Annotated in this window: 11 protein-coding genes and 1 pseudogene; 8 read left to right on the forward strand and 4 right to left on the reverse strand. The window is 37.2% G+C overall.

Annotation, left to right across the window (positions count from 1 at the left end; translation table 11 throughout):
• Positions 1-30: 30 nt before the first annotated feature.
• Genes G5B32_RS13400 through G5B32_RS13410 form a run of 3 tightly spaced genes read right to left on the reverse strand, consistent with a single transcriptional unit; the run spans position 31 to position 2479 of the window.
• Positions 31-933: a class I SAM-dependent methyltransferase gene (locus tag G5B32_RS13400; RefSeq protein WP_165292033.1), complete on the reverse strand. Its 903-nt coding sequence runs from the start codon at positions 931-933 to the stop codon at positions 31-33.
• A 46-nt stretch (positions 934-979) separates the two neighbouring features.
• Positions 980-1735 carry an ABC transporter ATP-binding protein gene (locus tag G5B32_RS13405; RefSeq protein WP_165292034.1) on the reverse strand — a complete coding sequence of 252 codons (756 nt, stop codon included), beginning with the start codon at positions 1733-1735 and terminating at the stop codon, positions 980-982.
• Between the two features lie 9 nt (positions 1736-1744).
• Positions 1745-2479 carry an MlaE family ABC transporter permease gene (locus tag G5B32_RS13410; protein WP_165292035.1) on the reverse strand — a complete coding sequence of 245 codons (735 nt, stop codon included), beginning with the start codon at positions 2477-2479 and terminating at the stop codon, positions 1745-1747.
• A 195-nt stretch (positions 2480-2674) separates the two neighbouring features.
• Here G5B32_RS13410 and G5B32_RS13415 point away from each other — a divergent pair, with 195 nt between their 5' ends.
• The 3 genes and pseudogenes from G5B32_RS13415 (at position 2675) to G5B32_RS13425 (ending at position 7152) form a co-directional block, all read left to right on the forward strand.
• Positions 2675-3571, forward strand: a complete 897-nt coding sequence (locus tag G5B32_RS13415; protein ID WP_165292036.1) for a LiaI-LiaF-like domain-containing protein — start codon at positions 2675-2677, stop codon at positions 3569-3571.
• A gap of 28 nt (positions 3572-3599) precedes the next feature.
• The gene (gene ispG / locus G5B32_RS13420) at positions 3600-5600 is read left to right on the forward strand and encodes a (E)-4-hydroxy-3-methylbut-2-enyl-diphosphate synthase (RefSeq protein WP_165292037.1); all 2001 of its coding nucleotides are present in this window, start codon (positions 3600-3602) and stop codon (positions 5598-5600) included.
• Positions 5601-5703: 103 nt separating this feature from the next.
• Positions 5704-7152: pseudogene (locus G5B32_RS13425) on the forward strand (alpha-L-fucosidase).
• Between the two features lie 67 nt (positions 7153-7219).
• Here G5B32_RS13425 and G5B32_RS13430 read toward each other — a convergent pair.
• Positions 7220-8464 (reverse strand): MFS transporter, encoded by a 1245-nt coding sequence (locus tag G5B32_RS13430; protein ID WP_165292038.1) that lies wholly within the window; start codon positions 8462-8464, stop codon positions 7220-7222.
• A gap of 98 nt (positions 8465-8562) precedes the next feature.
• Here G5B32_RS13430 and fsa point away from each other — a divergent pair, with 98 nt between their 5' ends.
• The 5 genes from fsa to rpsL all read left to right on the forward strand — a co-directional run bounded on the left by fsa (position 8563) and on the right by rpsL (position 15051).
• The gene (fsa, locus tag G5B32_RS13435) at positions 8563-9222 is read left to right on the forward strand and encodes a fructose-6-phosphate aldolase (RefSeq protein WP_165292039.1); all 660 of its coding nucleotides are present in this window, start codon (positions 8563-8565) and stop codon (positions 9220-9222) included.
• An 89-nt stretch (positions 9223-9311) separates the two neighbouring features.
• Positions 9312-9776: a Fur family transcriptional regulator gene (locus G5B32_RS13440; protein WP_165292040.1), complete on the forward strand. Its 465-nt coding sequence runs from the start codon at positions 9312-9314 to the stop codon at positions 9774-9776.
• A 504-nt stretch (positions 9777-10280) separates the two neighbouring features.
• Positions 10281-12410, forward strand: coding sequence for a ribonuclease R (gene rnr / locus G5B32_RS13445; RefSeq protein ID WP_165292041.1), 2130 nt, complete (start codon positions 10281-10283; stop codon positions 12408-12410).
• Between the two features lie 274 nt (positions 12411-12684).
• Positions 12685-14517: an acyltransferase family protein gene (locus tag G5B32_RS13450; RefSeq protein ID WP_165292042.1), complete on the forward strand. Its 1833-nt coding sequence runs from the start codon at positions 12685-12687 to the stop codon at positions 14515-14517.
• Positions 14518-14637: 120 nt separating this feature from the next.
• Positions 14638-15051 (forward strand): 30S ribosomal protein S12, encoded by a 414-nt coding sequence (rpsL, locus tag G5B32_RS13455; protein ID WP_002993550.1) that lies wholly within the window; start codon positions 14638-14640, stop codon positions 15049-15051.
• Positions 15052-15055 lie beyond the last annotated feature (4 nt).

The raw sequence follows: 15055 nt of genomic DNA on the forward strand, positions 1-15055 counted from the left end.
AACTACCTTACGGCAGCTTTTTTAATATTTTTACTTTGCAAATTTTCTAAACTTACCAAAAACTCCCAGAGGCAATTTTGGTCCTGCAGTCGCTTGCAGATATAATTCTCCAATTTCTAAGTTTTCAACTTGTGGGAATGAAGTTTTTATCAAGTTCTCTACAATAACTGATGAGAAACCTAATGAATAGGTATTTAAAATCAAGAAATGTTCTTTTGGATCTAATAACTGAACTACATCTTGCATCATTTCCATGATATGATCTTCCAACTTCCACTTCTCTCCTTTCGGTCCGTGCCCATAAGCTGGAGGATCCAAGATAATACCGTTATATTTATTCCCGCGTTTCAATTCGCGTTTCACAAATTTCAAAGCATCTTCTACTACCCAACGAACATCCGTTAAGCCAGAAAGCTCTTGATTTTCGTTTGCCCACGTTACAACCTGTTTGATAGAATCAACGTGTGTCGCATCAGCACCCGCAGCACGCGCAATCATTGTCGCCCCACCTGTGTAAGCGAAAAGGTTTAAGAACTTCGGATTAGGCGTTTTCATCGAGCGAACCGACTCGGAGATATAATCCCAGTTAACAGCTTGCTCAGGGAAAATTCCCACATGCTTAAATGAAGTCAATCCCAAGCGAAATTTAATTGCTACATCGTTATTCTTATATTCAATGTGCCAACGATCCGCAGTTTTCGGATTTTTCTTCATCCATTCGCCACTTGTAGCCGAACGGCCTTTGAATTTAATATGATAACGTTTATTCCATTCTCCGTCACTTAAAGCTTTTGGCCATACGGCCTGCGGCTCTGGACGAATCAAGATTAAATCACCAAAACGTTCTAATTTCTCGAAGTCACCACAGTCGATTAATTCGTAATCTTTCCAATGTTGCGGTGTAAGTAGTTGGATATTTGTTGGAGTAGACAATGTGCTATTCGTTTAATTTTTTGCAAAGGTACGGAAAATAGGCAAATTATTTCATCGTAGCTTTCGCTGCTTTCATCAAAGGACTTGCAAATACAAAATCATTTAACTCTTGTACATCCGAATGCAGCATATCTTGATTTGAACCTTCCCAAAATTTCTGACCTTTATGCAAAAACATAATATACTCTCCAATTCCCCTCACCGAGTTCATATCATGTGTTACTACCACCGTTGTACATTCGTATTCTTGTGTCAATTCTAAAATCAATTCATCAATCAGAATGGAAGTAGCAGGATCTAAACCGGAGTTTGGTTCATCGCAAAACAAATATTTAGGACTCATCGCAATAGCGCGAGCTATACCAACTCTTTTTTTCATACCCCCGGAGAGTTCTGAAGGATAAAGTTTATTGGTATTCATCAAATTCACACGCTCCAAACAGAAGTTTGCGCGATCACGTTTCTCCGATTTGCTCATTTTAGTAAACATATCCAAGGTGAATATGATATTCTGCTCGACAGTCATCGAATCGAATAAGGCAGAATTTTGAAACAGCATTCCTATTTCTTTCCGAATAGGAACTTTCTCTTCAAAATCCATAGCCGTAAATTCCTGTTTATTGAAAAAAACACGACCTTGCTCGGGCCTATGCAATCCTACAATGCATTTCAATAAGGTACTTTTTCCGGACCCCGAACCTCCGATTATCAGAGAGACTTTCCCTGGTTCAAAAATCGCATCAATTCCTGTTAATACTTTTTTATCCCCAAAAGATTTATGTATGTCTTGAACTTCTATCATTGTAATCTTTTATAACATCAATGCCGTAATGATATAATCACTAGCCAAAATCGTAATACAACCCACCACTACTGCACGTGTACCAGCCTGACCAACTTCTAACGCACCACCTCGTACATGAAATCCTTTGTAAGCAGGCACTGTTGTAATGATAAATCCATATACAAAAGCTTTCACCATGGCTACCGCAACAGTCAGTCCATTGAATCCACCTTGTATTCCTTGTACATATTCATTGGATGTCACAGCTCCAGTCAATACCCCGCCTAACAAACCTCCAACTAAAGCGCATACTATCGCAATAATAACCAAAACAGGTACCATAATAATACCAGCCAACAGTTTTGGTAAAATCAAGTATCCTGCAGCATTGATTCCCATAATTTCTAAAGCGTCAATCTGTTCGGTAACACGCATGGAACCAATTTGCGATGAAATCGAAGATCCAACCTTACCCATTAATACTAATGCAGAAATTGTCGGTCCTAATTCCAGAATATTAGAGTCACGGTTGATTTGACCAATAACTGAACGCGGGATAAAATCAGAATTTAATTGGAAGGCAATCTGCATCGTCATTACAGCCCCAATAAATGTGGAAATGATTATGATTAATCCTAATGATCCCACACCTATCTCACTCATTTCATGCAACATCTCTTTCCAATATACTCGCCATTTTTCAGGTCTTTTGAAAACCTTTTTCAGCAAGAGTATATATTCACCAAAATAATAGAATATCATATGTGTATTGTACGGTTTATGCTAAAATACATATTATATACATATAACCCATAAAATTTGCTTTTGTTTAAAATTCAATAAACATCTACCAATTCACCGAAAGTTTTCCTTTCTTTACCGAAAATAGTTACCAAACATTAAACTACCTTCTTACATTCGTGACATATTACAGAGAATGTATATATTTATAAGAATATGAAGAGTAAAATTTCAACAGGTATTTGGCTTGTATTTTTTGGGTTGATCGCCTTATTGGATAATTTCAATATTATTGATTTCAATTTCTATGCAATCACAAGATATTGGCCATTGCTTATTGTCTCGCTAGGTATCAATTTGATATTTCAATATAAAAATTATGGCACAGCAGTAATTATAGGAGTAAATGTGGCGCTATGTGTATTTTTAGCTTTTGTAGGATTTACTTCCCAAGAGAAATTCAATTGGATGGGAAAAGTAGTCTATAATAGTACTAAGCTAGACACCACCAATGCCAAAAGTGTGGTACATGTTCCTTTCTCAGATGCATTTAACAATCCCGAATTTGTTTTCAATATTGGTGCTGCAACAGTAAAAGTAGACAGCAATACAACGCATTTGATGGAAGCAAAATCCGATAATAAAAACTTGAGCTTCCAATTGGAAACACAAAAAAATGACATTGAACTAAACGCTGTTATTAGTGATAAAAATGCAAAAGATCATTTGGTATTCTTAGCTTTGAATACCACACCGACTTGGGATTTAACATTCAATATCGGTGCTGCGAGATTTGATGCGGATTTTTCAACACATAAGTTTTCAAGATTAGAAATTAATTCAGGTGCAGCCGCGGTGAATTTCAAATTAGGACAGCCCGCCGTAGAAGAAACTGAAATAGAAATTAACACGGCAGCTTCTTCTTGTAAGATTACCTTGCCAAAAGATGCTGCATGCGCTATTGAAATGACCACCATTTTCTCCAGCAATAAATTGGAGGGTTTTACGAAGAAAGATGGTATTTGGCAAACAGACAATTACGAAGCAGCTGCAAAAAAATACGTTATCAATTTGAATGGTGCTGCGAATTCTCTTAAGATAGATAGATATTAAATCTATAAATAGCTACCTTTGTACCGAAATGGAAACACAACATAGTTTGATATTACCAGGTAGTTATTGCAACTCCAAATTAACATATTCTCGATTTAAAACTCGTGAAATTCAAATTGGTCATCTTGCCATGGGTGGAAATAATCCCATCCGCATTCAAAGCATGACCACTATCGATACGATGGATACTTTAGGTTCTGTCGAACAGACCATTCGCATGGTAGATGCGGGTTGCGAAATTGTACGCATTACCGCGCCCAGTATCAAAGAAGCCGAAAACTTAGGAAATATTAAGAGAGAACTTTGTGCTAGAGGTTACGATGTACCATTGGTGGCGGATATCCATTTCACACCTAATGCTGCAGAAGTAGCTGCACGTATCGTTGAAAAAGTACGTGTCAATCCAGGTAATTACGCCGATAAAAAGAAATTTGACCAAATAGATTATACCGATGCGGCTTATCAAGCCGAATTAGATCGTATTTATAAAAAATTCGCTCCGCTGGTTGGCATTTGTAAAGAATACGGCACAGCTATGCGTATTGGTACCAACCACGGTTCTCTTTCAGACCGCATCATGAGCCGTTATGGCGATACACCTGAAGGTATGGTCGAATCTGCAATGGAATTTATCCGTATTTGCGAGGATTTAAACTTCTACAACTTGTGTGTGTCGATGAAATCCTCGAATCCACAAGTAATGGTTCAAGCTTACCGACTTTTGGTTGAAAGAATGGTAGCAGAAAACATGAATTACCCACTTCATCTTGGTGTTACAGAAGCTGGTGATGGTGAAGATGGTCGTATCAAATCTGCTGTGGGTATCGGAACCTTGCTAGAAGATGGTTTAGGAGATACTGTTCGCGTGTCTTTGACAGAAGAACCCGAAAAAGAAGCTCCTGTAGCTATAGCTTTAGTAAATCGCTACAGCAAAAGAAAAGCAGCACTTGAAAATATCCCACAACGTGAAATCTTGACGCTGGCTGAAGTTTCAAAAACTCAACCTTACCATTCAAAAGAAGTCAATACATTCGTAGGAGGATCACTTGTTCCACGTGTAATCATCGATATTTCAGCAAAAAACTTAAAAGATCCTTTTATTCTTTCTGAAGTGGGTTACAAATATGACGCGATCAACGACAAGTATCATATGGGTGATCAGTCCGTGGATTTTGTGTACTTAGCTGATGAATTGCCTTCATTTACGATGCCTGGCAATTTAAAACAACTGTACAATTACAATACTTGGCTTGGACTGACAAATAAAGCTAATATACATCCCGTATATTCCTTAGAGGAATTTAATCAGGCGCTAACAAAAGACCCAGTATTGAATTTGGTACGTATTTCAAACGATGATTTAGCAAGTGAAGAATTCAATAATCTACAATTGGATCACACTGTAGTCTTTTTGTTAGAAACTACACATATCCATGGAATGGCGGATCAACGCCAATTCTTTGCCAATATACAAGAGATTGGACTTAATAATCCGGTAATTATTCGTCGCAGCTATGCTCCTGAAGATTTTGCAGGCCCTGTAGGAGACATTATGAATCCTGAAGAGCCAATTTCTAAAATTCAATTGTATGCCGCTACAGATTTAGGGGCTTTATTGATTGATGGTTTGGGGTCAGGAATTTGGATTGATTCGCCTGCGACTCCTACAGATAAATTAGCATCGGTTTCTTTTGGAATATTGCAGGCTACTCGTTCGCGTATTTCCAAAACAGAATATATCTCCTGTCCTAGCTGCGGTCGTACATTATTCGACTTGCAGGAGACGACCCAAATGATTCGCTCGCGTACAAACCATCTTAAAGGTTTAAAAATCGGTATAATGGGATGTATTGTAAATGGTCCTGGAGAAATGGCTGATGCGGATTACGGTTATGTAGGTGCTGGTCCAGACAAAATCACTTTATACCGCGGTCAAGAGGTCGTGAAAAGAAATGTATCTTCAGCACACGCATTAGATGAACTGATTAATATCATCAAATCAGACGGACTTTGGGTAGAAGAAAGTTAATCTTCATTTCCATAAACTTATTTCAAAGCCTTTAGTGTTGATACTTAAGGCTTTTGTTTTTTTTATTTGTATATTTAAGTTTAAGGTAACCAAAATAAACTTTATGAAAAAACTCATCTTTCTATGCACTTTGCTGGTTAGCAGTCTTTCACATGCCCAGAAATTTGAAGCCAATTGGGAATCACTGAATAAAAGAGGGATTCCAGAATGGTTTAATCAAGATAAATTCGGAATTTTCATCCATTGGGGAGTATACGCGGTACCCGCATATGCGCCCGTAATTCCTAATAATGGACTGAGTTATTCAGAATGGTATTGGAATAGGATTAGTTACAAAGAGAAGTCTTTTTGGGAATTTCACACCCAAAATTTCGGTGAAAACTTTTCTTATTTTCAATTCGACCCGTTATTCAAAGCAGAATTATACAATCCAACGCAATGGGCTGAAGTATTCAAAAATTCAGGAGCAAAATATGTGGTATTGACATCCAAGCATCATGATGGTTATGCATTATAGGATAGTCCAGAAGCTGATCGCAGCTGGGAAAGACCGTGGAATGCGGTTTCTGGGACCCCAAAACGTGATTTACTTGGTGACTTAACAACTGCTGTACGAGATGCAGGCTTGAAGATGGGCTACTATTATTCACTTTATGAATGGTACAATCCGCTATGGCAGTCCGATAAAAATAAATATATAAACGAGCATATGCTTCCTCAATTGAAAGATTTGGTAAACAAACACAAACCTTCAATTATTTTTTCGGATGGTGAATGGGATTTATCCGATACCACATGGCAAAGTAAAGAATTTTTGGCTTGGCTTTTTAATGATTCACTCGTAGCTAAAGATGTAGTTGTAAATGATCGTTGGGGTAAAAATACACGGGAAACTAATCATGGAGCCACCTATACGACATCCGAATATGGTAGCGGCATGAGTGCCGACATTGTATGGGAAGAAAGTCAAGGTATAGGACACTCTTACGGTTATAATCGCAATGAAAATATCCACGATTACAAAACTTCAAAAGAACTGTTGTTATTACTTATCGATATCGTCGCTCGTGGTGGAAATTTACTACTGGACATTGGTCCTACTGCCGATGGAAGAATTCCAGTTATTATGCAAGAGAGACTTACAGAAATGGGTGAATGGCTTAAAGTAAATGGAGAAGCAATTTACGGTACTAAAGCTGTTAAAAATCCGTACCAATGGAGTTCGACAAACATTCCCAAGAAAGATGATAAAAGCTATATGGCGGGATACAATGCTGCAAAACTCGTCGAACCAAAAGCTGATGTAGCGCATGTGGAACTATTTTTCACCAAAAAAGATAAAGATTTTTATGCATTTCTACCAAAGTACCAGTCAAAGATTGTTCTGAAAAATTATAATATCAAGTCTAATACAGCTGTATCAATATTAGGTTCATCAAAAGTTTTAAAAGCTAAAAATGTCGGAAAGAATTGTGAAGTCGATTTATCAGGCTTTATTCCCGGAGAAATCCCAGGAGAATTACTGGTTTTAAAATTTACGAATATGTTGTAATTCTTGATTGCACCTTTATTTCTAAAAGGACTTGTAAACCAATTACTAGTCCTTTTTTAATATAAATCTATTTCTTCCATCTCGAATAATCCACTTTAAATAATCTTCGATGCAGGTGGGTACGCAAATAGATATAAAAGCCAAGAGAAATTATCACTCCAATACTTCCCATAATATACAAGGCATTTTTAAGTCCTACAGCTTCCGCTAGGGCGCCAGTAATCAAACTACCAACAGGGAATATACCTTGGAAGGACATAACGTAGTACGACATAATACGTGCTCTATAAGAAGACATGGAATGGGTTTGGATATACGTATTGATACTTGAATTTTGCATCATCATAGCAAAGGAAACAGCCACTGTAAAGAAAATCGCAGAAGGTAGGTAATTTGCATAAGCCAACAGCAATATAGAAATCCCCATTGTCAGGGCTGAGAACATGACACGATAACGCAAATTCTCACCCGTTTTGAGACTTGCCATACGGATAGCGCCAATCATGGCTCCCAACCCCGCTGCTGATTCAAACCAGGAAAAGGTGGTTTCATCGCCATTAAACAAATCTCGCGCTACTGCGGGTAACAACGATGTATAGGGTATCACAAACAAACTAGAGAACGTCATAATTACAATCAAGGAAGCCAAGTGTGGCGATCTTCTGAGATAATCAAAACCATCAATCAAACCTTGCCACGTGGAACGTCCTTTCACTGTTGCAATTGGCTTTTCAATGACTTTCATTAAAGATAGCGTTGTAAGCACAGGAATAAAGCTTAGGAAGTTCATCAGAAAACAGACAAACTCTCCATAAGTACTAAGTAACACCCCTCCAATAGCTGGTCCGACCATACGTGCCGCATTGAAAACAGAAGAGTTCAACGCGATTGCATTGGGTAAATCTTTTCGATTATCCACCAATGAGGACAATAAAGCTTGCCTTCCTAACACATCAAAAGCATTTATCACACCTTGCACAAACCCCAGAATACAAAGCCATGTAACCGATTCCCAACCTAGAAAAACCACCAAGGTCAGAATACCTGCCTGAATCATTAGCAAAATCTGCGTCCAAACAACGAGCTTATATTTAGATCTTCCATCGACGAAAGAACCAATAAAGGGTGACAAAAATAATGAAGGAGAAAGCGAAATAAAGGATACAAATCCCAACCAAAATACAGAGTCTGTTAACTCATATACAAGCCAACTAATGGCTATGCGTTGCATCCATGTACCCAGCAATGATAGGGACTGTCCTATCGTGTGCAACCTAAAATTTCGGTAGTGCAACGATCTGAAAATTTCCATGTGGGCAATATAGCGTTTAATATGAATAAATAACTACCTTTGTAACAGCTAAAATTATAGATAGTTTTAAATATTATTAAAATACAACAAACTTAAACATGAAGTTTTTTATTGACACAGCCAATTTAGATCAAATTAAAGAGGCTCAAGATTTAGGCGTATTAGACGGCGTAACTACCAACCCAAGTTTAATGGCCAAAGAAGGTATTAGTGGTGAAGAAAACGTAATCAATCACTACAAGGCAATCTGCGCTATCGTGGATGGCGATGTAAGTGCTGAAGTAATCGCTACTGACTATGAAAACATGATCAAAGAAGGGGAAGCACTAGCGGCATTAGATCCAAAGATCGTCGTTAAAATCCCAATGATCAAAGATGGTGTTAAAGCAATCAAATATTTTAGCCAAAAAGGAATCAAAACGAACTGCACGTTGGTATTCTCAGCTGGTCAAGCTTTATTAGCTGCTAAAGCTGGAGCTACATATGTATCACCTTTCGTAGGTCGTTTGGATGACATTTCTGTAGACGGTTTAGGCTTAATCGAGGAGATTCGTTTGATCTATGATAACTACGGTTTCAAGACTCAAATCTTAGCTGCTTCTGTACGTCACAGCGCACACTTATTAGGTTGTGCTAAGATTGGTGCAGATGTAATGACGGGTCCTTTATCAGCTATCACAGCCTTATTAAAACACCCATTAACAGATAGCGGTCTTGCTCAATTTTTGGCTGATCACGCTAAAGCTGCAGGCAAATAATCAAGCTCTATATACAGCATACAAAAGCCTCTCAGACCACCCGTCTGAGAGGCTTTCTTTTACCAGCATAAATTCGTAATTTTACCTATATGAAAACAACACAACACGAAGCGCATACACATGATCATACTACGGATTTTAATCAACTTTTGAAGTCTAATGGACTTAAAGTAACTAAGCCGCGCCTTCGTGTATTGGAAGTTATTTCTGACAAAAAGACAGCTATCACCCAACCGGAATTGGAGAGAGTTTTCGGTGCTGAAATTGACCGAGTGACGCTGTATAGAATCTTAGCTTCTTTTGAAGACAAGGGAATTTTACATAAGATTTTCGATTTAAACGGAACAGCTACTTATGCAATTTGTTCGACCAAATGTAGTGCCGACCACCACCACGACCAACATGTACACTTTATCTGCTCGGTTTGCAATAGCGTATATTGCCTAGATGAAATCTCCGTACCTAAGATCAATATTCCGGCAAACTTTTCCTTGCATGCGATTGCTATCAACGCAGTCGGAATTTGTGAGGTATGCCAAGCTCAACAGGATTAATCGACCTCTTTCACACTATTATCTGAAATAATCTTCTTTGCATTTTACATGTAGAAGAAGGATTGTTTTTGGTATTTTTTGCACAATTTTTGACCTCATCTTTATATAAAAAATTTTAGCTTTTAAAGGTATAAATATCTATAATAAAATAACTTATACATGCTAAAATAACAATTTTATAAAATTAAAATTTAAATAAAACTATACCCTTAACCAACTTTCCTTCTCAAACCACTTAAAAACAAAGGTTTATGAAATACGATTTTAGTAAAATTAACAAATTAAAGGCTAATATTCAACAACATACTATTGCTAAAATAAACCATAAAATAACTTAAAATATATTTAAAGATTTCTTAACCTCTATACCTTGTAATCATTCATTAACTCTGGCAGTATTGTTGTATATTAGTATATTATTTCAAGGCAGCGTTGTGCTAAGCACTTCTCTTCTCCCCTGCCCTGATTAGATATTATAAAACACATAAAATACAATCGACTCATATGAAGAGCAAAAAAGAGAATCCGTATAAAGAGGTATTAACGCAACTCGTCATAGATGTTTTTGAAAAGAACGGCAACCAGCTGATGAACTACAAACAAGTAGCCTCAAAACTTAACATCACCGATACAGATTCCAAAATAACTATTGCAGATATTCTAAGTGACGCGTCCAAGCAAGGTCACTTCCAACAACCCGAAAGAGGCAAGTTTAAACTTCGCCAATTGAAAGTATATGTAACCGGAACTGTCGATATGACAGCAGATGGTTCAGCCTATATCGTACCCGAAGATGAATTGGAAAATGACATTTTCGTAGCCCCTCGAAAACTTAGACAAGCACTAGATGGAGACACCGTAAAAGTGCACGTCTACGAACGTAAAAAAGGTAAGAAGAGAGAAGGTGAAATCATCGAAATTCTACAACGTGCAAAGACGGATTTTACAGGAACCATCGACATCTCCAAGAGCTATGCATTCTTCCTTCCTGACGATAGAAAAATGCTACACGATATCTTCATCCCTTTGGACAATTTGAATGGTGCCAAGGACGGAGAAAAGGTAGTCGTATCAATTATGGAGTGGCCAGCGAACGCCAAAAATCCCATAGGAAAAGTAAAGAGTGTATTGGGTAAAAAAGGAGAAAACAATACCGAGATGAATGCCATTCTCGCTGACTTTGGCTTCCCTTTGGAATTCCCGAAAGAAGTAGAAAAAGCTGCAGCAGATATTTCGGATAAAATCAGTGAGGAGGAAATTTCATTACGTCGTGATTTTAGAAATGTGCTTACTTTCACGATCGATCCTTTCGACGCAAAAGATTTTGATGACGCCATTTCTTTCCAAATTCTAGAGAATGGAAATTATGAAATCGGCGTACACATTGCGGACGTTTCGCATTATGTGACGCCAGATTCTATTTTAGATAAAGAAGCATTTCAACGAGGCACTTCGGTTTACTTAGTAGACCGTGTAATTCCAATGCTTCCTGAAAGACTTTCAAACAATCTATGTTCTTTGAGACCGAACGAGGATAAGTTGACATTCTCAGCGGTATTTGTAATGAATGAGAAAGCAAATGTGATTGAACAGTGGTTTGGAAGAACTATTATTCACTCAGACCGCAGATTCACGTATGAAGAAGCACAAGAGATTATTGAGAATAAAGCAGGCGATCATTCCGAAGCTATTTTGAAATTAAACGAACTGGCTTACATTTTACGCGAGCGCAAATTCAAAAATGGTGCAATTAGTTTCGAGAGCGAAGAGGTGAAATTCCATTTGGACGAAAATGGAAAACCATTGGGTGTATACACCAAAGTGCGTAAAGACGCCCATAAGTTGATTGAGGATTTTATGCTTTTGGCAAATAGAAAAGTTGCTGAATATATAGGTAAACAAGGGAAAGGTAAAAATAAACTAGGCTTCATTTACCGTTTCCACGATGTGCCTAATACTGAAACATTGAACACCTTCTCCAATTTCGCTGCTCGCTTTGGTTACAAACTAAATACTAAAACAGATAAAGAAGCCGCAAAGTCTTTGAATGCTTTAATGACGAAAATTGAAGGAAGCAAGGAGCAAAACCTTTTAACATCCTTAGCTATCCGTTCTATGGCAAAAGCGATTTATACGACAAAAGGTACTTCCCACTACGGATTGGCTTTTGATTACTATACACACTTCACCTCCCCTATTCGTCGTTATCCAGACGTAATGGTACATCGCTTATTGCAATACTATTTGGATGGTGGCACCAAAGTAAATACCGAACACTATGAGAAACTTGCAGAACATTCTTCGCAAATGGAGAAAAAAGCTGCTGAAGCGGAACGCGCTTCTATTAAATACAAACAAGCTGAATTCTTACAAGACCAAGTTGGTGTAGAATATACTGGTATTGTTTCTGGTGTGACAGAATGGGGAATGTATGTAGAAATTCAAGAAAACAAATGTGAAGGTATGGTACGCTTACGCGATATCACGGACGATTTCTACACTTTAGACGAAAAGAACTATGCTATCATCGGTCAGCGCAAGAAGAAAACATATCAACTAGGCGACGAAGTTCAAATCAAAGTGAAGAAAGTCGATTTAGAGAAAAGACAGATTGACTTTACTTTGTTATCATAAAACAACAAGAGCGCTTATATTTAGCGCTCTTATTGTTTTATTTTTCATGCCATTTATACTTTCCATCAAATCTTCAACAGAATCTGGAAATAAGTCTAAAAGATGGGGCTTAATACCATTTCACCGAATACTTCCCACAGAGAATCCAACCTCACGGCTGACAAGGAAGCTTTTTGCCCTGCTACCATATCTGCTCCACATAGAAATAGATGTTTAATCAAAATCATATTTTATTTTACAATCTATTTTATAGAGTTTTGTAAGACAAAAACTCATGAATTTCAGATACGATATTGGTATTTTACGTGCTATAGCTGTGATTGCTGTAGTATTTTTTCATTTCCAGATTCCATATTTTCAAGGCGGATTTATAGGTGTAGATATCTTCTTTGTTATTTCTGGATATTTGATGACTTCCAATATTCTGAAAGGCTTTCACCACAATAATTTTAGTTTCCGAACATTTTATAGCAAAAGAGCTCAACGGATTGTTCCTGCATTATTATTTATGCTTGTGGGAATAGCCATTGCATCAGCCTTCACCTTGCTTCCAAAAGATATAAAAACAATAAACGAATATGCGATCAGCAGTTTGTTTTTCGTGTCCAACATTTCCTATTATCTGAAAAGCGGATATTTTGATAATGCATCTCAATCAAATTTTTTGTTGCACACCTGGTCTCTATCGGTGGAATGGCAGTTTTATATGATTTATCCCTTATTGTTATATCCTTTTCGGAAACGACTAATAGAGCACAGGTATCAAAGTATTATTCTATTTAGTTTTTTGATTCTGTTTTCTTTCTTAGGAATGCTTTATTTCAATGAGAATGATAATAGCCTAGCTTTTTATATGTTTCCTACACGCGCATGGGAAATGCTATTGGGTGGATTAGTATATTTTTTGCAAAAGGAAATAAAAATTAATACACTTTCCCGTGGTATGATATGCAGCATATGCTACCTAGTTTTATGTTACTGCATTTACGCTTATCAAGAGAAGGATATGACATGGCCCTCCTGCTATACGCTTATTCCGGTTTTTGCGACGGCATGCATTATATTAGTTCGTTGGGAATATAATTTATTTCAATCCTCTATCGCACAGTTTATAGGGAAAATCTCATATCCTTGGTATTTATGGCATTGGCCGATATTCGTTTTTACCTATTATTTTGCGTTGACAGGACATGGAGTTACCCTAATCCTTATATTATCTTCACTTACATTGGCAATCCTCTCTTATTATTTAATTGAAAGCAACAGAAGGCTTGCGTCACTAAAATTTGTTGCGATTAGCGCATCTATAAGTCTATTTATCTGTGTAGGAATAAGCTATGCCAGTACGCATATCCAAGAGTCCGAAACCCAATACTTTTCCCATTATAATGAAAATTACCGCAAGAAATTTTTAAACAAACAGTTTAGAAGAGGAACTTGCCATATAGATGTGGAACATACGTTTGAGCAATTCAATAAAAAAGGCTGTTTGTTTATTCATCCTAATAAAAAGAATATTTTATTACTCGGAGATAGTCACGCGGGAGCACTTGCGTATTCTTTCAAGACACAATTACAAGCTTCAAATATTAATTTTTTGCAAGCAACGGTCTCTACGACATATCCTTTGTTAGAAACAAAAGGCCCAAAAAATTCTGTTAAGGTAATAGATTACATCTACAAAACTTTTCTACCTAAAAATGCTATGCATATAGATAAGGTGTATATTACAGGATTTTGGGGATCGGGACAATACGACTATCCCACTCTGAAAAAGAAAATGGAGAGTCTAATAGCCTATCTCAAAAAACATAAGCTAGAATATACTATCATCGGTCAAACTCCTGCTTATACGATGACTTATGGAGATATTTTAGCATTGGAAAAGAAACTCAACTCCAAACTGGAACAAAAGTATATTTTAAAACAGGCTAATGATTATAATAATGCTCTTAAAAAAGATTTCGCTGGTAACGATTATTTAAATGTTGCGGATTATCCATTTATTAAATATCAGAATAGAGAATGCTACATGTACGACGATGACCATCTAAGCATTTTTGGAGCTGATCAATTAGTGAGATATATAATTAGCAAAACTTACTAAAAAGTCCCTCAAGTTAATTCAAACTTTTTTCTACACAACACTTTACAATTCCAAATCTTATATTTATCTTTGCGGACTTAAAAAGATTTTTTAACAAAAATTTAAAACAGAAACAGGTAAATGCCTACTATTCAACAATTAGTTAGAAAAGGTAGAGTAGCTCTGGTTGATAAGAGTAAGTCACCAGCGTTGGACTCATGTCCACAGCGAAGAGGTGTATGTACACGTGTATATACTACTACCCCTAAAAAACCAAACTCAGCAATGCGTAAAGTAGCTCGTGTACGTTTAACAAACGGTAAAGAGGTTAACGCTTACATCCCTGGAGAAGGTCACAACTTACAAGAACACTCGATCGTATTGATCCGTGGTGGTCGTGTGAAAGATTTACCAGGTGTACGTTACCACATCATCCGTGGTGCATTAGATACTTCAGGTGTAGCAGGTCGTAACCAACGTCGTTCGAAATACGGAACTAAGCGTCCTAAACCAGGACAAGCAGCTGCAGCTCCAGCAAAAGGTAAAAAGAAATAATTAA

The sequence above is a fragment of the Sphingobacterium sp. SGL-16 genome, assembly GCF_011043515.1.
In the GTDB taxonomy this organism is placed as follows: Bacteria; Bacteroidota; Bacteroidia; order Sphingobacteriales; family Sphingobacteriaceae; genus Sphingobacterium; species Sphingobacterium litopenaei.

Coding starts and splice junctions, on each gene's coding strand:
- G5B32_RS13405 (WP_165292034.1), bottom strand. CDS start 1,735: ATGATAGAAGTTCAAGACATACATAAATCTTTTGGGGATAAAAAAGTA.
- G5B32_RS13410 (WP_165292035.1), bottom strand. CDS start 2,479: ATGATATTCTATTATTTTGGTGAATATATACTCTTGCTGAAAAAGGTT.
- G5B32_RS13415 (WP_165292036.1), top strand. CDS start 2,675: ATGAAGAGTAAAATTTCAACAGGTATTTGGCTTGTATTTTTTGGGTTG.
- ispG (WP_165292037.1), top strand. CDS start 3,600: ATGGAAACACAACATAGTTTGATATTACCAGGTAGTTATTGCAACTCC.
- G5B32_RS13430 (WP_165292038.1), bottom strand. CDS start 8,464: ATGGAAATTTTCAGATCGTTGCACTACCGAAATTTTAGGTTGCACACG.
- fsa (WP_165292039.1), top strand. CDS start 8,563: ATGAAGTTTTTTATTGACACAGCCAATTTAGATCAAATTAAAGAGGCT.
- G5B32_RS13440 (WP_165292040.1), top strand. CDS start 9,312: ATGAAAACAACACAACACGAAGCGCATACACATGATCATACTACGGAT.
- rnr (WP_165292041.1), top strand. CDS start 10,281: ATGAAGAGCAAAAAAGAGAATCCGTATAAAGAGGTATTAACGCAACTC.
- G5B32_RS13450 (WP_165292042.1), top strand. CDS start 12,685: ATGAATTTCAGATACGATATTGGTATTTTACGTGCTATAGCTGTGATT.
- rpsL (WP_002993550.1), top strand. CDS start 14,638: ATGCCTACTATTCAACAATTAGTTAGAAAAGGTAGAGTAGCTCTGGTT.